The sequence below is a fragment of the Nitrosomonas sp. genome (assembly GCF_040240425.1).
In the GTDB taxonomy this organism is placed as follows: Bacteria; Pseudomonadota; Gammaproteobacteria; order Burkholderiales; family Nitrosomonadaceae; genus Nitrosomonas.
The window spans coordinates 23211-43072 of record NZ_QPHG01000009.1 but is presented as its reverse complement, the minus strand read 5'-3'; the positions used below and the strand labels follow the sequence as shown (position 1 = coordinate 43072).

At 49.4% G+C, this 19862-nt stretch carries 20 protein-coding genes and 1 other RNA gene; 16 read left to right on the top strand and 5 right to left on the bottom strand.

Annotated features, from left to right (window positions below):
* Positions 1-68: 68 nt before the first annotated feature.
* Positions 69-1196 carry an HD domain-containing phosphohydrolase gene (locus tag DU481_RS05010; protein ID WP_350133129.1) on the bottom strand — a complete coding sequence of 376 codons (1128 nt, stop codon included), beginning with the start codon at positions 1194-1196 and terminating at the stop codon, positions 69-71.
* A 150-nt stretch (positions 1197-1346) separates the two neighbouring features.
* Here DU481_RS05010 and ffs point away from each other — a divergent pair.
* From ffs to rluB, 4 genes are all read left to right on the top strand, one after another.
* Positions 1347-1445, top strand: an RNA gene (ffs, locus tag DU481_RS05005) — signal recognition particle sRNA small type.
* Between the two features lie 75 nt (positions 1446-1520).
* Positions 1521-3113 carry a DNA polymerase III subunit gamma/tau gene (dnaX, locus tag DU481_RS05000; protein WP_350133127.1) on the top strand — a complete coding sequence of 531 codons (1593 nt, stop codon included), beginning with the start codon at positions 1521-1523 and terminating at the stop codon, positions 3111-3113.
* A gap of 14 nt (positions 3114-3127) precedes the next feature.
* The gene (locus DU481_RS04995; protein WP_350133126.1) at positions 3128-3451 is read left to right on the top strand and encodes a YbaB/EbfC family nucleoid-associated protein; all 324 of its coding nucleotides are present in this window, start codon (positions 3128-3130) and stop codon (positions 3449-3451) included.
* A gap of 252 nt (positions 3452-3703) precedes the next feature.
* Positions 3704-4534, top strand: coding sequence for a 23S rRNA pseudouridine(2605) synthase RluB (rluB, locus tag DU481_RS04990; RefSeq protein WP_350133124.1), 831 nt, complete (start codon positions 3704-3706; stop codon positions 4532-4534).
* A gap of 197 nt (positions 4535-4731) precedes the next feature.
* Here the strand turns inward: rluB and DU481_RS04985 are convergent, their stop codons facing one another.
* From DU481_RS04985 to prmB, 3 genes are all read right to left on the bottom strand, one after another.
* The gene (locus tag DU481_RS04985; protein ID WP_350133122.1) at positions 4732-6240 is read right to left on the bottom strand and encodes a chemotaxis protein CheW; all 1509 of its coding nucleotides are present in this window, start codon (positions 6238-6240) and stop codon (positions 4732-4734) included.
* Between the two features lie 18 nt (positions 6241-6258).
* A complete protein-coding gene (locus tag DU481_RS04980) occupies positions 6259-9081 on the bottom strand; it encodes a methyl-accepting chemotaxis protein (protein WP_350133120.1) in 2823 nt (940 codons plus the stop codon).
* Between the two features lie 382 nt (positions 9082-9463).
* Entirely contained in the window at positions 9464-10363 is a 900-nt protein-coding gene (gene prmB, locus DU481_RS04975) for a 50S ribosomal protein L3 N(5)-glutamine methyltransferase (RefSeq protein WP_350133118.1), read from the bottom strand.
* 109 nt (positions 10364-10472) lie between these two features.
* Between prmB and tadA the strand changes: the two genes are divergently transcribed.
* On the top strand, positions 10473-10991 hold the full coding sequence (gene tadA, locus DU481_RS04970) for a tRNA adenosine(34) deaminase TadA (RefSeq protein ID WP_350133116.1): 519 nt from the start codon (positions 10473-10475) through the stop codon (positions 10989-10991).
* Positions 10981-11469, top strand: coding sequence for a L,D-transpeptidase family protein (locus DU481_RS04965; protein ID WP_350133114.1), 489 nt, complete (start codon positions 10981-10983; stop codon positions 11467-11469). Before tadA ends, DU481_RS04965 begins: the two co-directional genes overlap by 11 nt.
* 110 nt (positions 11470-11579) lie before the next feature.
* Here DU481_RS04965 and DU481_RS04960 read toward each other — a convergent pair whose 3' ends face one another.
* The gene (locus DU481_RS04960) at positions 11580-11888 is read right to left on the bottom strand and encodes a hypothetical protein (RefSeq protein ID WP_350133112.1); all 309 of its coding nucleotides are present in this window, start codon (positions 11886-11888) and stop codon (positions 11580-11582) included.
* 697 nt (positions 11889-12585) lie between these two features.
* On the opposite strand from DU481_RS04960, the gene DU481_RS04955 reads away from it, so the two are divergent.
* From DU481_RS04955 to DU481_RS04910, 10 genes are all read left to right on the top strand, one after another.
* On the top strand, positions 12586-13311 hold the full coding sequence (locus tag DU481_RS04955; RefSeq protein ID WP_350133110.1) for a TorF family putative porin: 726 nt from the start codon (positions 12586-12588) through the stop codon (positions 13309-13311).
* Positions 13312-13410: 99 nt separating this feature from the next.
* Positions 13411-14013 carry an RNA polymerase sigma factor gene (locus DU481_RS04950; protein ID WP_350133108.1) on the top strand — a complete coding sequence of 201 codons (603 nt, stop codon included), beginning with the start codon at positions 13411-13413 and terminating at the stop codon, positions 14011-14013.
* A gap of 3 nt (positions 14014-14016) precedes the next feature.
* Positions 14017-14730 (top strand): zf-HC2 domain-containing protein, encoded by a 714-nt coding sequence (locus DU481_RS04945; RefSeq protein ID WP_350133106.1) that lies wholly within the window; start codon positions 14017-14019, stop codon positions 14728-14730.
* Positions 14730-16040, top strand: a complete 1311-nt coding sequence (locus tag DU481_RS04940) for a S8 family peptidase (protein WP_350133104.1) — start codon at positions 14730-14732, stop codon at positions 16038-16040. The genes DU481_RS04945 and DU481_RS04940 overlap by 1 nt, the downstream gene beginning before the upstream one ends.
* 237 nt (positions 16041-16277) lie before the next feature.
* Positions 16278-16778 carry a low molecular weight protein-tyrosine-phosphatase gene (locus DU481_RS04935; protein WP_090318689.1) on the top strand — a complete coding sequence of 167 codons (501 nt, stop codon included), beginning with the start codon at positions 16278-16280 and terminating at the stop codon, positions 16776-16778.
* Positions 16779-16783: 5 nt separating this feature from the next.
* Positions 16784-17890: an S-(hydroxymethyl)glutathione dehydrogenase/class III alcohol dehydrogenase gene (locus DU481_RS04930; protein WP_350133102.1), complete on the top strand. Its 1107-nt coding sequence runs from the start codon at positions 16784-16786 to the stop codon at positions 17888-17890.
* Between the two features lie 2 nt (positions 17891-17892).
* Positions 17893-18735: an S-formylglutathione hydrolase gene (gene fghA, locus DU481_RS04925; protein WP_350133100.1), complete on the top strand. Its 843-nt coding sequence runs from the start codon at positions 17893-17895 to the stop codon at positions 18733-18735.
* Positions 18736-18914: 179 nt separating this feature from the next.
* Positions 18915-19316, top strand: coding sequence for a hypothetical protein (locus tag DU481_RS04920; protein WP_350133098.1), 402 nt, complete (start codon positions 18915-18917; stop codon positions 19314-19316).
* An 83-nt stretch (positions 19317-19399) separates the two neighbouring features.
* A complete protein-coding gene (locus tag DU481_RS04915; protein WP_350133096.1) occupies positions 19400-19588 on the top strand; it encodes a type II toxin-antitoxin system HicA family toxin in 189 nt (62 codons plus the stop codon).
* An 8-nt stretch (positions 19589-19596) separates the two neighbouring features.
* On the top strand, positions 19597-19815 hold the full coding sequence (locus tag DU481_RS04910; RefSeq protein WP_350133094.1) for a type II toxin-antitoxin system HicB family antitoxin: 219 nt from the start codon (positions 19597-19599) through the stop codon (positions 19813-19815).
* Positions 19816-19862 lie beyond the last annotated feature (47 nt).

Sequence of the window (19862 nt, the reverse complement as noted above, 5' to 3'; positions counted from 1 at the left end):
AAACGATACGTATTGGTTGGATTTTGCGGGAAAAATCTAGTTGATTCCGGTGCCACGGTCAAGCGCCGCTAGCCGTAGATATCTTCCTTAAACTGTTGTTGAATCGATTCCACTTTCTGCCGGTTTTCAATCAACGCATTCACGCAATCGACATCGAGTTTTTCACCGGCGAGCTGTTGCAACATGGCGAATGCTTTTTCGTTGCTCCAGGCTTCCTTATACGGGCGGCGCGAAGTCAGCGCATCGAACACGTCGGCGACTGCGACAATACGCGCCTCCAGCGGAATCTCATCATTGCACTTACCGGCAGGATAACCACTGCCATTCACCGCTTCATGGTGAAATTCAGCAATATTGCGCAGTACATTAATGTGATGGATGCTACCGAAGCCAAAATTCATCACGATATCGTCGATCATTTCCCTACCTTTTCGTGCATGCGTATTCATGATCGCTCGCTCTTCCTCATTCAACGGCCCCGGTTTCAGCAAGATACTGTCCGGTATGGCGATCTTGCCGATATCGTGCAGCGGCGAAAACATAAAAACTTGCTCGATGTATGCATCGTCCAGATCGTATCGGTCGGCGAGTGCTTCGGCAATGATGCGGCTGTAGCGTGACATACGATCCAAATGACTGCCCGTTTCGGGATCGCGGAAATGGGTAATGCCGCTGGTTGTTTTCAGCGCAGCGTTCATGACCTTCAATGTGGCCAGCTCATTGACAATCATCAGTGCGATCAGGTGGCCGTAGATATCGAGAATGCTCAATACATTCTCAGTGAATACTTCGGTTTCATGCGAATTAAAAAACAAAAATCCGACAAACTCACCACTATGAAAAATCGGCATGGTATAGCTCGCGGCATAACCGGAGCGGCCGATACGCTGGGTATGTTCGTGCGTACCGCTCTCAAAAGTCACCAGGTTATTGACCACTCGCGGCAAGCCTTGGACAAGGATTTCCTTTAACGACGGCGCGTTATCCAATGACGTTTGATAGTGCAGCAAAGGGTTTTCTCCATCGCTGCTATTCAGATACGTTTTCAGCACGCGCGTATCGGGATCATACAGCGCGATTGCAATCCGTGAAATAAACGGAAACTTGTTCTGAACAGAACGATGCGCGCTGATCATTTTATCCTTCAGCGGTAATGGTTTATTCAAGTCGTCGAGTAGATCGCGATGATGGAACATTTTGCAATTCCCGGGGAAAAATAACATAACGGCCAGATCAAATTTGAGTTTGAATTTATTTTCTTTTACCGGCAAATGCGCACTTCAGCTGTGATTGAAATTGGAGTAATCCATCATCAACTGGTATACTTCCGCCACATTGAGTTTTATGGCGGGCCTCCCCGCATTGCAAGGTAGTCAATCTGGTCAGGTCCGGAAGGAAGCAGCCACAGCTATTTATTGCGAGTGCCGGGGGTCGGGCTCGCCACCCAACACGAACTGGGATCTGCCTTTCCGGATTTTTACTGGTTTAACAGGATCTAATTCGCTTTTCCAATCAAAAACGTGTCCCAAACACAAGTCCTTGCGCGTAAGTGGCGCCCGAGAAATTTTTCCGAATTGACTGGACAGGAGCATGTGGTCAGAGCATTGACCAATGCGCTTGAGCAAAACCGTTTACACCATGCGTATTTACTGACCGGCACGCGCGGTGTCGGCAAAACCACCATCGCCCGCATTCTGGCTAAGTCGCTCAACTGTGAAACCGGTGTGACCGCTACACCTTGCGGCGCTTGCGCGGCATGTTTGCAAATCGATGCGGGAAGCTTTATCGATTTGATCGAATTGGATGCGGCGTCCAACACGCAAGTCGATAACATGCGCGAACTGCTGGAAAATGCGCTGTATGCGCCCACCGGCGCGCGTTATAAGATTTACATCATCGACGAAGTGCACATGCTGTCCAAATCGGCGTTCAATGCTATGTTAAAAACATTGGAAGAACCTCCGGCGCATGTCAAATTCGTGCTGGCGACCACCGATCCGCAGAAAATCCCCATCACGGTCTTGTCTCGTTGTTTGCAATTCAACCTGAAACAAATTCCGCAAACGCAAATTGCCGCACACCTCAAGCATATCTTGGCACAGGAAAACATTCCCTGCGACATCCCTTCGTTGCAGCTGGTCGCGCGCGCCGCGCAAGGCAGCATGCGCGATGCGCTCAGCCTGCTGGATCAGGCCATCGCCTTTGGCGAGGGCAAAATCGAGGAAGCCGGTGTGCGGGATATGCTCGGCATCATCGATCAGAGCTATCTGTTCGATCTGCTCGAAGCTTTAACGCGGCAAGATGGCGCGAAGCTCTTGTCGCTGGCTGATGAAATGGAAGCGCAGTGCCTTTCCTTCGATTCCGCCTTGCAGGATCTGGCCGCGTTATTGCATCGCATCGCACTGGCGCAAACCGTGCCGCAGGCGATCAGCGAGGATACTCCGGAATACGCACGTATCATTGCGTTGGCCAAATCCTTAGCGCCCGATGATGTGCAGCTGTTCTATCAGATCGCATTGCACGGGCGCGGCGATCTGAGTCTGGCGCCCGATGAATATGCCGGTTTTACCATGACATTGTTACGCATGCTGACGTTCATGCCGGATGATCTGGCAACAAATCGTCAGAGCCCGCAGGCCGCACCTGTGAGCAGCAAACCGTCCGTAACCGCGGAGAAAAAACCGCAAGCAGCGCCAGAACAAACTACCCCGCCAGAAAACACCACCGCTCCCCTGCTGGATTGGCCGCAACTGAGCCAGCAATTGAAGCTGACCGGCATGGCAAAAATGCTGGCGCATCACAGCGAAGCCAAAACCATCACCGGGGAGAAAATAGAATTATGCGTACCGGATGTGCATAAGCACCTGCTGGAAAAAAAATATCAGGATAAAATCCAAGCAGCGCTGAATAGCTATTTTGGCAAGCCCGTTACCTTGAATTTTTCCGTCGGCAGCATCACCGGATTAACACCGGTGGCACTGCAACAACGCGAAGAAGAAGAGAAGCAGACCAATGCCATTGCAGCCATTGAGAAGGATCCGGTCGTACAAGAATTGATTGAGCAGTTTGACGCAAAACTGATCGTTCCTTCCATTAAACCCATTGAAAAATAAAGGAGACAAAAGAAATGAGAGGCAATATCGGAAACATGATGAAGCAAGCGCAAATGATGCAGGAAAACATGCGGCAAATGCAGGAAAATCTCGCCAGCATCGAAGTCGAAGGCCAATCCGGTGCTGGCATGGTAAAAATCACGATGACCTGTCGTCATGATGTCAAACGCGTCCACATTGACAGCAGCTTGATCGGTGACGACAAAGAAATGCTGGAAGACTTGGTCGCTGCGGCTTTCAACGACGCCGTCCGCAAAGTCGAAACAACCACGCAGGAGAAAATGTCGGCGCTGACCAGCGGAATGGGACTGCCGCCGGGAATAAAATTTCCCTTTTAAGAGTACTCTGTTATCGCACTGCAAAGCAGCGGGCATAGAGAACAGCAGGATATCGATAGAAAGCCGCAGGGGTGCCACACACTTGCGGCAAACAATCTCACAGCCTTTGATAGGCAAATTATCGCCGGATGTGGCGATGCTTTGCCATGAATTCAAAGAACAAGCATGATCGGCGCCGGAATAGTTTAAAATCCGCCCTTGCGCGCATTATTACTCATTTCACAGTCAGCACACATCGCAGGCCAACTATCCATGAAAGTTAAGAGACCGCTCAGACCGGCAACGAAAAAAAGACCGCCCGCTGAACACGCGCCGCGCCAGAAGCCGGTCACAGCTCGTGACGAACCGCCATCGGCCACCTTCAAGCTGCAAAAGCTGCTGGCGCAAAAAGGACTGGGCTCTCGGCGGGAAATGGAAGAGCTGATTGCGACCGGCGCAGTCAGCGTAAACAGCAAAACCGCCACACTCGGCGACCGCGCCGGGCCGGGTGACGTGATCCGTATTGGCCGACGCGTGATTCGCGTTCATGCCGAAGCGGATTTGCCCAAAGTGCTGCTGTATCACAAACCCGAAGGCGAAATCGTCAGCCGTGACGACCCGGAAGGCCGCCCTTCCGTTTTCGACAGGCTACCGCATCTGCGATCATCCAAATGGATCGCCATCGGGCGTCTGGATTTCAACACCAGCGGGCTGCTGATTTTCACCAACGATGGCACATTGGCCAACCGGCTCATGCACCCGCGTTTCGAGATGGAACGCGAATACGCCGTGCGCATACTCGGCGAATTAACCGAAGAACAAATGCAACAACTCACCACCGGCGTGACATTGGACGACGGCGAAGCGGCATTCACCTACCTGGCCGACCAAGGCGGCGAAGGCTCGAATCACTGGTACCGCGTCATCCTGAAAGAAGGCAAAAACCGCGAAGTACGGCGTATGTTTGAAGCCATTGGATTGACGGTCAGCCGCCTGATGCGCGTACGTTTCGGCCCGGTCAATCTGCCACCACGCATCAAACGCGGACAGTGGCTGGAATTGGATGAAAAGGAAACGCGGCGGTTGTTGAGTTTGATTGGATAGAGTGTGTTATTGGCCGCTGCTTTTGTTTTATTTTCATGAGCAAACTTCAATTGCCCAGAAAGTAATACTAGGAAGCGCTGAAAAACTACCACACCCAGTCATGCTGCGTTGAAATCAAACTCAAATTGCTTGTAGTGACGCTTTTCTCGTTCGATCTCACCTCGACCAGTCACTAATCACAATTTTTTAGCGTTTCCTCAAGCTGATGCCAAGCGCTTTGCACGGAAAGCTCTGGCAATTTTTTCCAGATCTAGAACCGGTAGCATGCGGATCGAATCATTTATCCCGATCTGGGCCAGTTTGTTGGAATGTATCGCATGCATCAGGCTGCCTCGCTCAGCTCCGCCCAGTTGAGGCAATTCCGGTTCCCATTGCGCCGGTTCAATTGATTCGAGCGCGGGGATTGCAAATCCCATCGCTTCGTTATCGACTTCTACAACCAGTACGCTGGCCGCAACGGTTCTTTGCATGGATTTTCCAGTCACCAGCCGGCTCAGACAAACTACCGGAATGCTGTGTCCACGCACGACCGCCATTCCCAGCATGGGGCCGCCATGGTCAAATACCGGAATATCATCCGTAAACGGCAAAATTTCTTTTATTTGCTCGAAGGGCGAGGCTGTTTCACCACTGAGCTGGTAAGTAATCATATTGCGCCGTTTTTCCGATTGCCCGCCGGGCAGCGCATGTTTCTGCACAGAGCGCTGGCTGGCAACTGATTGGCCGGATGTATTGGCGCCCGCTAGGCTAGCCACTTGCGTATCGGTTTTAAGCGCTGCATCGTCCAAAACAAAATAGTGTGATGCCATATCCGATTTATGTAGCGTAGCGGTGCCTGGTAAAACACCGCGAAACAAGGAAGGCTTCGGTACGGTATAAGCCGGCATACTGATAATTTCACTTGTGCGAATACGGACAACATCAATGACTTTGCTCACAAGAAAAGCGACCATTCCTTGCGGCAAGAGAATCAGGAAAGCTTGTAAATGCGCCGTCGAATCCAACTTTCCGAGTCCGCACAGATTCATCAAATCGAGTACAGGCACCTTGCTACCACTGAAATCAATCACACCACGGCAATCGCCCATTGCTATCGCCGAGTGCTCAATCGTAAAGTCCGACAGCGTCGTATGAATCGCCATCGCATCGATAGCAAATGCAATGGAATGGCAGCGCATCAGCAGCACTGGCTGCGCTTTATCATTCTGAACTTCATCTTTGACGCTAGTTGCACTATGTAAGCGCATTGACTCGGGATCTTCGGTCATGGGCACATCTTTCAGCATGATCAACGCTGCTGGCGATAGCAAATTAACTAGCACACCATCATCGTTACGCCGGATACAACCGCAGTATATCGGCAGATCGGCCGCAGCAAAGCTGACAGCATTGGTATTCTGTTCATCACCCGTGAATATTCCGGTTACTGTTTCTGTGAGCAAGCCCAGAAGCTTGTTCTCGTGCACCATGATAATGACATTCGGAAACAAAATATCAGTAACTGCCAAATCAAGCACGATGCGCAGATCAACAACCGGCACCATGATGCCGCGTAAATCAATACCCCCGATCACATACGGCGCGGCGCATGGCAATTCCGCCAATACGCCGCAGGGAATCACTTCACGCAAGATGTCCATTGGCAAAGCGAGATCCATACCGGCAATGCGAAACCCGCCGTATCCCGCTTGCTTTGTCGAAATCATCGAATGCACCATCGCTATTTATTCCGCCTTGGTGCTGGCGATTTGTTCAATCAACAAGCTGACTTCTTTAGCCATTGTGCTTTGACTTTCCGCCGATTCGGCGATTTCCGCCACACTCTTACTGGTTCGAGCAACACCGGACATAATGCCTTCAAAACTGCGCGACGCTTCCCGACTCACCTCCGCTCCTTTCTCGACTTGCTGCGCCGACTCGTCGATCAGTTTGGTGATTTCGCGCGCGGCGACTGAACTGCGTTCAGCCAGTTTACGCACCTCATCGGCTACCACAGAGAAACCGACACCATGTTCACCGGCGCGCGCTGCTTCGATGGCCGCATTGAATGCCAGCAGATTGGTTTGATTGGAAATATCCCCGATAACACCCACGATTTCCGATACACGCGCAGAACTGGTCTGAATCGACGTAATCGCTGCGATTGATTTTTGCAATGCATCAAAACCGGATTGCGCCGCCGTGGAAGAATCATGCGCCAATTCCGCTGCCACACCTGAATTGGCAGCAATCGCATCGACACTTTCAATCAGTTTACGAACCTGAATATTCATTTCCGCAGCACCTGATGCGATACGTTTTTCCAATTTCACTTCGTTCGTGACATCGTGCGCATATTTCACGATTTTCATCACTTTCCCATTGAGATCGAAGATCGGGTTATAGGTTGCCTGTATCCAGACATCGCGATCGAATTTACCGACACGATGAAAACGGCCGCTGATAAATTCACCTTCACTCAACCGCAACCAGAAATCGCGGTATTCCTTGCTCTGAGTATATTCACCGGAACAAAAAATACTATGATGCTGATTCTGTATCTCGCGCAATGTATAACCCATTGCCGTCAGGAAATTGCGATTGGCATTGATCACATGGCCATTCAAATCGAATTCGATAACCGCTTGTCCGCGATCGATTGCCGCTACTTTCGCTTCAAATTCCGAGGTATGCAGTTTGCTGGCCGTGACATCGGAAGCAAACTTCACTACTTTGGCTGGATTTCCTTGTGGGTCAAGAATCGGGTTATAGGTTGCTTGAATCCAGATTTCGCGATTATTTTTACCGATCCGCTTGTACTCACCCGACTCAAATTCCCCTCGAGACAAGCGCTCCCAAAACGCATGGTATTCCGTGCTTGCAGCTTCTTCCGGATCGACAAACATGCGATGATGCCGCCCCTTGATGTCGTCCAAACTCAAGCCCGTCAACTTGAGAAAGTTTTCGTTGGCTGTCAGAACCTTACCGCTCATATCAAACTCGATTACCGCTTGCGAACGATCAATTGCACTCATTTTACCTTCAGCATCCAATCGACTCAGTTTGGCATCAGTTACATCGTCAGCAAGCATCAACACCTTCACCAAGTGCCCGTCAAGCCCCATAACCGGACTGAAATTAGCCAAAAACCAGCGCTCTATTCCGCCGGCGCCCTTGCGCCTAACTTCAATATTCTTTGCATGTCCTTCACGCATGGAACGCCAAATATTAGTAGTGATGGTACTACGGGTGTCTTCTTCAAATTGAATATGACTTTCTGATTTGCCGACGAGGTCTTCAAGTCCGAAACCCAACGCATTCTGCATCTTCTCATTAGCACTCAGGATATGACCATCGGCGGATAACTCCAAAATACAGCTACTGATCGATACAGCCTCCATTCGCGCTGACATTTCCATTCCCAGCAGCTTAGACGCGGTGATATCACTGCAATACTTTACTACCCGCACCGGCTGTCCGTTCAGATCAAGAATCGGGTTATACGTGGCTTGAATCCATATCCGCTTACCGTTCTTACCTATGCGTAGAAATTCACCTGAATAAAATTCACCTTCGCCCAGTTTCTGCCAGAAAACACGGTAAGCGCCACTAGCCGCTTCCTCTTTGTCGACAAAAACACGGTGATGCTGCCCGTTGATTTCTTTCAGCGTATAGCCCATCAGTTTGAGGAAATTTTCATTTGCGTCCAGCACATTACCGGCCAAATCGAATTCAATGACACCTTGTGAACGTGATATGGCTGCGATTTTGCCTTCATTAGACAGGGATGCCAATTTTGCGCCAGTGATGTCGTTCGCAAATTTGATGATTTTGCAGGGTTTTCCATCTACATCCAGGATCGGTGTATAAGTCGCCTGCAACCATACCGGCCGGCCTTGGCGGTTTAACCGCATGAATTCCCCATGTTTATGTTTACCGGCGCGTAAGTCGTCCCAGAAAACTTGATATTCCGGGCTTTTCTCATAAGCCTCTTCACAAAATATACGATGATGCTTACGTACAACTTCTTGCAGCGTGTAATCCAACGTTTCCAGAAATTTTTTGTTGGCTGTCAGCACATAACCATCGAGATCAAATTCGATAATTGCTTGCGTATGGTTGATAGCCTCGATTTTTCCATCATCTTCGAGCGATTTGATTTTGTTCTTCGTAATGTCATTGACTACTTTAACGACTTTACAAGGTTTTCCGCTGCCATCCAGTACCGGGATGTAAATGGCGCAGATGTATATGTCATGTCCATCCGCGGCAACACGGCGAAATTCACCGGAGGTAGTTTTTCCGGTACGCAAATCTGCCCATAAGTTCTTATATTCCTCGCTATCGGCGGTACCGGGAGGACAAAGTTGACTGTGATGCTTATCCGCCAAATCTTCTAGTGAATATCCAAATAGCTTAAGAAAATTAGAATTGGCCGTCAGTATAGTTCCATCGAGATTAAATTCGATGATGGCCTGATTTTGTTCTATCGCCTGATAAATATTGATCGATTGTTGTTGATCGGCTTCAGACGGACTCTTTGCTTTGATAGACGGTAACGCTGACATTCTCTGTAAATCTCCTTAATTGAGTAGTATTACTCCGGCAGCTGGCAGGTGGCATACTCTGACAGCGCTGTTCATTTCAATTACGGAAAAAATATTCTTCAGTTGAACACCGATTAGAAGGGTCTTTACCTATCTAATCCACTCGCTGCTTCAGTAAGAAGTTGTTTAAGGAGAGAAAAAGTGGAATGGATTTGTGAAACACGGTACAAAAATACCGGTGCAAAGCTGTGCGATCGTAAATTATTCAAAAATAATTACGAAAAAATAGGATGGTAATTTCTCGGCAGATAATTCTGGAAAACTACTGCATTTGACCATGCTATGTTGAAAGCAGCTCAACAGGCTTATTACCCATTGTAAACTGCGCTTTCGCGGCGCCAATCTAACAATTCTGCAGTTGGTCCTTTTGCAGCAGAAAAACAAACTCCTCGCCCGCGCTGGTTTCCAGCCAAGTAAATGGTAAATTCGGATAGGCTTGTTCCAATTCGGCACGGTTATGGCCGATTTCAACGATCAGAATGCCGTCATCGGTCAAATGCTGCGCGGCTTGTTGCAGGATTTTCCGGGTTGCTTCCAGACCATCGTCGCCGCTGGCCAATGCGTTTTGCGGTTCGTGGCGGTATTCCTGCGGCAATTGTTGCATTGATTCGGCGTTGACGTACGGCGGATTGCTGATGATCAGGTCGTAGCGTTTTCCTTGCAACGCTGAGAACAGATCAGATTCGACCAGGCCGATGCGGTCTTGCAGGCCGTAATCCTGCACGTTCTTGTGCGCCACGGCGAGCGCTTGCGAGGAGATGTCGGCGGCGTCGATGTCTGCGTTCTCAAAAGCATGCGCCATCAGGATGGCCAGACAGCCGGAACCGGTGCAGAGATCGAGCGCCGCAGTGACGTGATCGGGCTCGGCGATCCACGGCGCCAGTTGCGTTTGCAGCAGTTCGGCGATGAACGAGCGCGGGATGATGACGCGTTCGTCGACATAAAAACTAAAATCGCCGAGCCATGCTTCGTGCGTCAGGTAAGCCGCGGGAATGCGGTCTTTGACGCGGCGCTCGATGATTTCCAGCACCTGTTGGCATTCGCTATCCGTGACGCGCGCATCCAGAAACGGTTCCAGTTGATCCAGTGGCAAATAGAGGGTTTTCAGAATAAGATACGCCGCTTCGTCGTAAGCCGTGGCGGAACCGTGGCCAAAATGCAGACCGGCTTTGTTAAACTGACTGACGGCAAAACGTAAAAGATCACGGATGGTATAAAGTTGCGCTTGTGCTTGGGCGATCATAGATAGTGGTTAAAAGTGAAAGTGATGTTGAGGCAACCGGAAAAACAGCATATTCGATCAAAACGGGATGCAATGTAGCATAAAAACTGTGAAGAGAAAGGATCATACAATGCCGGTCATCGCGCACGAAGCCGAGGCGGATTCGAAAGCCGCCACCGATGCCGATTTCATGCAGGCCGCATTGGAATTAGCGCAGAAAGCGCAGGATTGCGGCGAAGTACCGGTAGGCGCGGTAGTAGTGCAGAATGGCGTCATCATCGGGCGCGGTTATAACCGCCCGATTTCCGCCGCCGACCCCAGCGCGCATGCCGAGATCATGGCGATGCGCGCAGCCGGGCTGCATCTGGGCAATTACCGTTTGCTGGATTGCACCTTGTACGTGACATTGGAGCCATGCGTAATGTGCATCGGCGCGATTTTTCACGCGCGCATTCAACGTCTGGTGTATGCGGCGACCGACCCGAAAACCGGCGCGTGCGGCAGCGTCATCGATCTTCCGACGGAAACCCGGTTAAACCATCATTTGCAGGTGGAAGCCGGCATGATGGCAGCGGAAGCCAGCACGTTATTGAAACAGTTTTTTGCGCAAAAACGCAAAGCAAGCGAACGGAACAACCATGAAAATTAATATTACGATTGCAACCCAGCAACTGGATTTACTGGATGAACACGGACAAATCGTGCGGCAATACCGTATTTCCTCGGCCAAGAACGGCACCGGTCAGGAAAATGGCAGTTTTTGCACACCACTCGGGAAACACATCATCCGCGCCAAGATCGGCGCTGGTCAGCCGGTCAACGCGGTTTTTATCAAGCGCCGTCCGACCGGTGAAATCTATTCGCCGGAGTTTGCCGCGCAATTCCCCAGAAGGGATTGGATTTTGACGCGTATTTTATGGCTATGCGGCTGTGAGCCCGGTTTTAACCGTTTCGGTACGGTCGATACCATGCGCCGCTATATTTACATTCACGGCACACCGGATAGCGTGGAAATGGGTAAACCCGGATCGATCGGGTGTATCCGCATGCGTAACAGCGAGTTATTGGAGTTGTTTGACAGGGTCAGCGCAGGAACGGAGGGAACCGAAGTGAATATTCACCGGTAACAGCCTGAGACGGGGCGCCGCACTTTTGCAACCTGCTGGCGTTAAGCGCAGCGCAATAGATCGAGTATTTACACCAGCCCCGTCTTTGTTATTCTCATTTTTGCAAATGCTTATACCAACAACGAGCTCTTGTTTCTGGCTCGCGCAGCAGTGCCATCATCGATTAAAATCTTGAGTGCAGGAAACTCTTTTTGATGCAACTCCTGCAAGGTATAGATCTCCTGCAGCACTTCCAGTGGAAATCCTTGTCTGTTCTGGTCTTTTTCAACAACCAGCAATTTCTGGATGAGCTGATAAAATTCCTTGTATCCCCAATGCAGTTCGATCATATCCGCAATTCTTTTGTAGTTCGTATCCAGTAGCGATTCTTTATCGCCTAAATAAGCTTTAAATCCTTTAATTGAATTTTTTAATGGCATGTCAGTACTCCTTACGCTTTTCCAATATAAATTATTCATTGATAGCTGAAAAATTGGACTCATCCCAGCTTAATATCCTGGAATTACGGATTCTTCTATAAAAAACACAGGAATCTCACGTCTCAATTTTTTATATATAACGGCAAACTGTAGGAATTATCTGAGTCAATTTTTAAAATATTTTTTTATACTGTATGACCTGAGAGCAGAATCGAGCTCAATTGAAATAACGTGCACTTCACAAAGCAGATATTTTCATAAAAGTTAACCGGTACCTCCCATTCCCTGCTCATAGGCATTTGATGCGATGATCAAATCAAACCTTATAAGCGCCGGTGTTCCGTAAAGTATTTTCAATCTTTAAATCTCCTAACGAGGTAACCTACTTAAAATAATTTTTCTTCTGTGCGTTTATTCTGGCAGAACAACAAAAGGTTCAACGTTGCTAAAGATTTTTTGCTGCATGGGTTGGAGTGTGCTTATGGACACACAACAATATGCAATTAATTCAATAATAATCAATTATTTGAATTACACATGAATTAATTGATCACAAATATTACTACGCCATGATGTTAAAATTTCCGACCGGAAATCCATTTTGAATTTTAATTTATCCACTAAACTCCCGTTCTCATCACCCGGCACTAGATCACTTTAAAACAGTCGATGGTTTAATCATTCGCGTCCATAATCCATGAAAATAAAAAACCATCGACTGCTAGGATTGCTGTTCATTCTGGGCTACCCGAGCAGCGCTTATGCTCAGCTAAGCGCCAGCGTAACCGGCACGACCGATTATATTTGGCGCGGTTACTCCAAAAGCGATGGAAAGCCCGCCGCGCAGCTCAATATAGACTACGGGTTTAAATCGGGACTTTATCTCGGCACTTTTGCGTCGACGGTCAATTTTGCCGATCAGGGATTCGCCGCGCGTTCCGATGCGGAATTCAAACCCTATGCCGGTTGGGCCTATCAGCTATCGGATGACTGGCGCTTTAATGCGGAATGGACCCGTTATATCTTCACGGGCAAAATATTCGGCCAGAATGTTGATTACAATGAATTTTACTTGCATACGCATTTCCGCGATTTGCTATCCGCCAACTTTAGTTTCTCCGAAAACGGCTACCAACAAAACCATATGTCATTCAATTATGAAATCACCGGACGCTACCCGATCACCAGTTCCATCGAAATGTCAGGCACGTTCGGCTACAGCCAGCAGAAGAAAGTGCTGCACTATGATTACCTGTATTGGACTTCCGGTGTGACTTGGCATTTTTCTCCGAATATCGGCGTCGATGTCCGCTACTATTCCGGATTGGATTTAGGTGCTGAAAAAGAACATATTGCAGGCTGGCAATTTCGGCCGCATGTGGTTGATAACCGGGTTTTATTCTCTATCACCGTCGGATTTTGATTTTTATTTCTGCCGCAATGAACTTTTAAGCCGCCGCGCGGAATAAACAGGGCAAATTTACCGAGACTTAATCAATAGTCATAGCGATTATGAAACACCATGAGTGAATTGCCCGAGTCTAAAGCAAGAAAATCTTTTAATTCGAACGAACAGCAAGTTAAGGAACGGAATCTGATCGCCGAAGCTGCGGGCGGCAATGGAAAAGCTTTTGAACAGCTATATCAACGTTATTTTGACCGCTTGTACCAGTTCATTTTCCATATTACCCGGCGGCATGATTACATTGAAGAAATTATTAATGACGTGATGTATGTGGTGTGGGAAAAAGCATCGACCTACGATCAAACATGCCGTCCGTCCACTTGGATTCTCGGTATTGCGTATTTCAAAGCGTTAAAAAGTATCGAACAAAGCCTGATTCGAGAAGACCGCTCCGTTGAATTTAACGATGAACTGGATTACTTTCCCAATCCCGCAGCGCAATGGGTTTCGCAGCTGGAGATCAGTAACTGGCTGGAAGCGGGCTTTGATAATTTATCTCCGGAACAGCGTGCTGTGGTAGAGATGACCTATTATCAAGGGCTGCATTACAATGAGATTGCAGAAATCATGCAATGCCCTGAGAATACAGTAAAAACCAGAATGTTTCATGCACGAAAAATTTTAGCGAAATTACTTCCAGAGCTTAAAGGCAGGAGTTAAACGATGTCCTCTACAATGATCAATGTCACGGGTAAAAACGAGCATCAGAAAGTATGGAATCTCCTTCCCTGGTATGTTAATCACTCCCTGGACACTGTTGAGAAAGATCGGGTGAGAAATCACGTAAGGACGTGCATAGCCTGTAGAATTGAGCTGCAACAGCAGCAGCAACTCTTTGAGGAAATGCAACAAACGGATCTTCTGCGGCAGGTTTCGCAAGCTGCTTTCGCACAACTGAGAAAGCGCATTGAGCGGCAATCTATCATCCGCCCTTTTACTCAGCATAACCAGCCCAGCGAAGCATCCAAACTTTCTTCCGGCCAATCCCTCGGCTTTGTAAAACACATCGCCTTGGCAGCGAGTTTATTATTGCTGGCCATGCCGTTCATGTTGCATTTACCGGCAGATCAACCTGCCTTGACAGCGGAATACAGAACACTCGCCAGCGCACCGGAAAATACACCGGCACAGAATCGGGTACGCATCGTCTTTGCAGATCAACCGGATCCCAAACAAATTGGAGCCATCTTGCACAGCGTCTCGGGCCGCATCGTTAAAGGGCCTTCGGAAAATGGCATTTATGAAATTCAAATCGGTAACCGGCATACGCGCCCGCAAGAGATCGACGATGCCATCGCCTATTTACGTAACAATACTCAGGTCATTTTTGCCGAACTGGTTCAAGGATTGCAACCAGCCGGTCAGGATATACGCTAATGCAAACTAAGCGCGTGCACATCTACGCATTTTTCTTTTCGTTGCTCATGGCGATGCTGGTTGTTTTACCCGCCAGTGCCGAGCAGGAATTTTTTGTTGATCCTCAGCTTTTCGATAGCACGCAAGCCGACCGGATTATCTTAGTCACATACACCGACAAGCACATCGACCGCACCCCCGTTGGCGTGGCAAACCAATCCTATCGCCGCCGAGGCGAATACAGCAGTTCAACCTGGGGAAAAAGAGTCGCCTCCAGCATCGAAGCGGATTACAAACTGACGATCCTGTCGCAGTGGCCAATCCGGGAAATCGGTGAGCACTGTGTCGTCTATCTGATTCATGAAGACCAATCCGTGGACGCAATCATCAAGGCCTTAAGCAAGGACGACCGTGTTGATAATGTTCAAACGATGAGCACTTTCAAGGTCATGGCGAATAGTTACAGCGATCCTTATTACCGCCTGCAATTCAATATCCAGTCGATGAATCTGGCCGAAATACACAATCATGCAACCGGTAAAAATGTAACCATCGCCATTATCGATACCGGAATCGACGCGACACATCCCGATTTGCAAGGCCAAATTCAGCAGACTAAAGATTTTGTCACCCGGAAATCTCCGGAATCGCTCAACGATCTGCATGGCACCGCCATAGCGGGTGTCATTGCGGCCAAACCGAACAATGGACAAGGCATCGTCGGTATCGCACCGGATAGCCACGTGATCGGATTGAAAGCCTGCTGGGAAATCAAAACCGGCAGTTTCGAAGCGGCTTGCAATAGTTTTACCTTGGCGCTCGCGCTCAACACCGCCATACAAATGAAAGTCGATGTGCTCAATCTCAGCTTAACCGGACCACATGATCCGCTGTTGGCCCGATTAATCGAAAAAGCCGTGCAAAAAGGCATGATCATCATCGCTTCGCAAGCGGATAGAAACGATAGCAAGTCCGGGTTCCCAGCGCAGCAACCGGGCGTTATCGCGGTTCGCAGCACGCATAACACCATCACGCCATCGTCCCATGATAGTGATGTCCTCACCATCTCCGCGCCAGGGCAGGAAATACTGACGACGCTACCCAAGGGCACGTACGATTTTGTGTCCGGCAACTCCCTCGCGACGGCGCACGTTTCCGGCCTTACCGCCTTGCTGCTGCAAATCAATCGCAATCTGACGCATCAAGATATCTCCAAATTGCTGGAAAAAGCCAACGAGCCCACTTTCTATCAATTATTCAACAAAAACAAACTGTTCAGCACCATCAGCGTAAAAACCTCAAGAACCCATCAACAGCAAACGGGAAGTTAATTTCATCCTCTGAAATAACGCTTCCGCACGGCAGCGCCGGAGCATTTCATTCCGCATCCGGTTTCACAACCCCACTTCACCCGGTAAAATCAACCACAGCAGACTGAACGTATTTCCGCGCTTCGCAACGCAGCCGAATTTCGTTTTGCGCGGTGTCGTGTTAATCTCTGCGCTGCATTTTTCAAACGATTCCGTTTGGACTTGCTGCTTTTGCAATCTGATTTGAATTGATGGGTTATGAACAAGGATAAAAAAATAAAAGTATTATTTGTCTGTATGGGCAATATTTGCCGCTCGCCAACGGCAGATGCGGTATTCCGGCACCATGTCAAAGCCGCCGGGGTTGATCATCTGATTCACGTGGATTCCGCCGGAACGCACGCCTACCACATCGGTGACCCGCCGGATCATCGCGCGCAAAGCACGGCATTACAGCGTGGATACAAAATGCACGAACTGCGCGCCCGCGCGGTAGAGTCCAGCGACTTCGAGGAATTCGACTATATTCTGGCAATGGACAAGGAAAATCTCACGTTACTGCTGCAACGCAGCCCGCGGCAGCATGTCAACAAGATCCAATTATTCATGCAATATGCGCCCAGCGCCGAGGCGGACACCGAAGTCCCCGACCCGTATTTCGGCGGGCAGCAAGGATTTGAGCTGGTGCTGGATATGGTCGAGGAAGCCAGTCAGGGTCTGCTGGCGCATCTGCGTACTATCAATACACAACAAGGATAATTCCCATGAAAACAAAAGCCGCTGTCGCCTGGAAAGCCGGTCAACCATTGACGATTGAAGAAATCGACCTGACCGGCCCAAAATCCGGCGAAGTGCTGGTCGAAATCAAAGCTACCGGTATTTGCCACACCGATTATTACACCTTGTCCGGCGCCGATCCGGAAGGTTTGTTCCCGGCCATTCTCGGTCATGAAGGCGCAGGCGTGGTCGTCGATGTCGGTCCTAACGTCAAATCGCTGCGCAAGGGCGATCATGTGATTCCGCTGTACACGCCGGAATGCCGCGAATGTAAATTCTGCCTGTCGAAAAAGACCAATTTATGCCAGGCCATCCGCAGCACCCAAGGCAAGGGCCTGATGCCCGACAGCACTTCGCGTTTTTCCATTGACGGCAAGCCGCTGTTTCATTACATGGGCACATCGACTTTCTCCAATTACACCGTCGTTCCCGAGATCGCACTGGCGAAAATCCGCGAAGATGCACCGTTCGATAAAGTGTGTTACATCGGTTGCGGTGTCACCACCGGCATCGGCGCGGTGATCTATACCGCCAAAGTCGAAGCTGGCGCGAATGTCGCCGTGTTCGGTTTGGGCGGCATCGGTTTGAACGTCATTCAAGGCGCGCGCATGGTCGGCGCGGACAAAATCATCGGCATCGACATCAACCCCGAACGCGAAGCGATGGCGCGCAAATTCGGCATGACGCATTTCATCAACCCGAACGATGTACCGAACATCGTCGACGCCGTGGTGCAACTGACCGACGGCGGCGCGGATTACAGTTTTGAGTGCATCGGCAGCACCAAAGTGATGCGCCATGCGCTGGAATGCACGCACAAAGGCTGGGGACGCAGCATCATCATCGGCGTGGCTGAGGCTGGCGCAGAAATCAGCACCCGGCCGTTCCAATTGGTTACGGGGCGCAAATGGGAAGGCTCTGCATTCGGCGGCGCACGCGGCCGCACCGATGTGCCGAAAATCGTCGACTGGTACATGGAAGGCAAAATCGACATCGACTCGCTGATCACGCACACGTTGACGCTGGACAACATCAACGAAGGCTTCCGCCTGATGAAAGCCGGTGAATCGATTCGCTCCGTGGTGATTTACTGATCGTGACGGCACTCGAAACCCGCAGCCTGCATCACTGTTTTGGCGGCATTCAAGGCTATTATCAGCATCCATCCACGGTAATCGGCCTGCCGATGCGCTTCTCGGTTTATCAGCCGCCGCAAGCCAAAGACCACGCCGTGCCGGTGCTGTTTTTCCTCGCCGGACTGACTTGCACCGAAGAAACGTTCATGATCAAAGCCGGAGCACAGCGCTACGCCGCCGAGCTCGGTTTGATGCTGGTCACCATGGACACCAGCCCGCGCCAAACCGGCATTCCCGGAGAAACCGACGCGTGGGACTTCGGCGCCGGTGCCGGGTTTTATCTCGACGCAACGCAAGCGCCGTGGTCGAAGCATTACCGCATGGAAAGCTACATCACGCAGGAACTACGCAACATCATCACCGAACAATTCCCAGCAGACAAAAACCGCATCGGCATCTTTGGCCACTCGATGGGTGGACACGGCGCGCTGACTCTGGCGCTGCGCTACCCCGAATTGTTCCGTTCGGTCTCCGCATTTGCGCCGATCTGCGCACCGATGCGCTGCCCGTGGGGACAAAAAGCATTCAGCCACTACCTCGGCGAAAACCCGCAAGACTGGCAACCCTACGACACCACTGCGCTGCTCCAAGCCGGACACGGCGCACCGGATCTGCTCGTCGATCAAGGACTCAACGATCAATTCCTAACCACGCAACTCTTCCCCGAAGCACTGGAACAAGCCTGTGGTGATGCCGGTCAACCGCTGACGCTGCGCTATCATCAAGGGTACGATCACAGTTATTACTTCATCAGTACCTTTGTTGGAGAGCATTTGAGCTATCATCGAGAGCAGCTTGAGTAGCTTGTGTGTTACATTCCAAAAATGAATCGGGGAAAGATTATTTGTATCCTCACGCTACTAGTAAGAATCATCGATAATATTCCTGATTCGCAACCTAACTCCATGGTTGTTTTCAACAAGTAAATCATTGCACATTATGAGATATTCTAGTCGTATACATTACATTAATGGGATCTTCAATGACTTATCTCCGTCGATACATCTTCATTGTTGACATAATAATTGGAATAAGTGCATTTACAGCACTGTTTCATTCTTCGTTTGGTGTCGCTGAAAAAACTTTTTTTGCACTCGCCCTTCTGCTGCTGGCGTTCATGATCGAAGTCTATTTTCTGCAAAGCGATACTCTTAATGAAAATCAATCCGAAATCCTATTCGCTGCCATCCAAGCACTCGAAAAACGTATTGAAGGTCAGGACATCACGGTTAAGGATGCTGCCGAATCGAAATTTAAAGAATTGAAAATTCAAAATATCGCTGAAGGTCAAGGTTACCCGCATGTCATTCTGATAACCGCTCGCTTTGGCGGTTGGATTATTGGTGGGTGGCTAGTTGAGCGTTTTTTATTACCCCACCTTTAAAGGAAATTCTGGATAAGTTGATTACATCCATAGCTCGACAAGCTTACGCCACAATCAATAACATGCCATGCTAAACTCGCGGCATGAAAATTAAAGATCTCATCGCGTTACTTGAATCGGATGGTTGGCAGAAAGTGCGGCAAAAAGGTAGTCATCGCCAGTTTCATCATCCCGTCAAGTCCGGTACAGTCACAGTTGCCGGAAAACCCAGCGTCGATGTTCCGTCTGGCACACTTATCAATGTGTTAAAACAAGCAGGACTGAAAAAGTAGAGGTGTGTATGCGTTATATGGTTGTTATCGAAGAAGGTCCGACGAGCTTTGGTGCCTACGTTCCCGATCTCCCGGGTTGCATCGCTGTCGGCGAATCAGTAGAAGAAGTATTGCAACTTATTCAGGAAGCCATCGAATTTCATATTGAAGGCCTTAAAGAAGAAGGCCAGAAAATCCCGGTGCCGCATTGTTCAAGCTCGTTTGTTGAAGTTCAAGTTCAAGTTTAAATACTTTTTAAAATTTTCCATCACATAAAATTTTCACTCATCGCACC

Coding starts and splice junctions, on each gene's coding strand:
- DU481_RS05010 (WP_350133129.1), bottom strand. CDS start 1,196: ATGTTCCATCATCGCGATCTACTCGACGACTTGAATAAACCATTACCG.
- DU481_RS04995 (WP_350133126.1), top strand. CDS start 3,128: ATGAGAGGCAATATCGGAAACATGATGAAGCAAGCGCAAATGATGCAG.
- rluB (WP_350133124.1), top strand. CDS start 3,704: ATGAAAGTTAAGAGACCGCTCAGACCGGCAACGAAAAAAAGACCGCCC.
- DU481_RS04985 (WP_350133122.1), bottom strand. CDS start 6,240: ATGATTTCGACAAAGCAAGCGGGATACGGCGGGTTTCGCATTGCCGGT.
- DU481_RS04980 (WP_350133120.1), bottom strand. CDS start 9,081: ATGTCAGCGTTACCGTCTATCAAAGCAAAGAGTCCGTCTGAAGCCGAT.
- prmB (WP_350133118.1), bottom strand. CDS start 10,363: ATGATCGCCCAAGCACAAGCGCAACTTTATACCATCCGTGATCTTTTA.
- tadA (WP_350133116.1), top strand. CDS start 10,473: ATGCCGGTCATCGCGCACGAAGCCGAGGCGGATTCGAAAGCCGCCACC.
- DU481_RS04965 (WP_350133114.1), top strand. CDS start 10,981: ATGAAAATTAATATTACGATTGCAACCCAGCAACTGGATTTACTGGAT.
- DU481_RS04960 (WP_350133112.1), bottom strand. CDS start 11,888: ATGCCATTAAAAAATTCAATTAAAGGATTTAAAGCTTATTTAGGCGAT.
- DU481_RS04955 (WP_350133110.1), top strand. CDS start 12,586: ATGAAAATAAAAAACCATCGACTGCTAGGATTGCTGTTCATTCTGGGC.
- DU481_RS04950 (WP_350133108.1), top strand. CDS start 13,411: ATGAGTGAATTGCCCGAGTCTAAAGCAAGAAAATCTTTTAATTCGAAC.
- DU481_RS04945 (WP_350133106.1), top strand. CDS start 14,017: ATGTCCTCTACAATGATCAATGTCACGGGTAAAAACGAGCATCAGAAA.
- DU481_RS04940 (WP_350133104.1), top strand. CDS start 14,730: ATGCAAACTAAGCGCGTGCACATCTACGCATTTTTCTTTTCGTTGCTC.
- DU481_RS04935 (WP_090318689.1), top strand. CDS start 16,278: ATGAACAAGGATAAAAAAATAAAAGTATTATTTGTCTGTATGGGCAAT.
- DU481_RS04930 (WP_350133102.1), top strand. CDS start 16,784: ATGAAAACAAAAGCCGCTGTCGCCTGGAAAGCCGGTCAACCATTGACG.
- DU481_RS04920 (WP_350133098.1), top strand. CDS start 18,915: ATGACTTATCTCCGTCGATACATCTTCATTGTTGACATAATAATTGGA.
- DU481_RS04915 (WP_350133096.1), top strand. CDS start 19,400: ATGAAAATTAAAGATCTCATCGCGTTACTTGAATCGGATGGTTGGCAG.
- DU481_RS04910 (WP_350133094.1), top strand. CDS start 19,597: ATGCGTTATATGGTTGTTATCGAAGAAGGTCCGACGAGCTTTGGTGCC.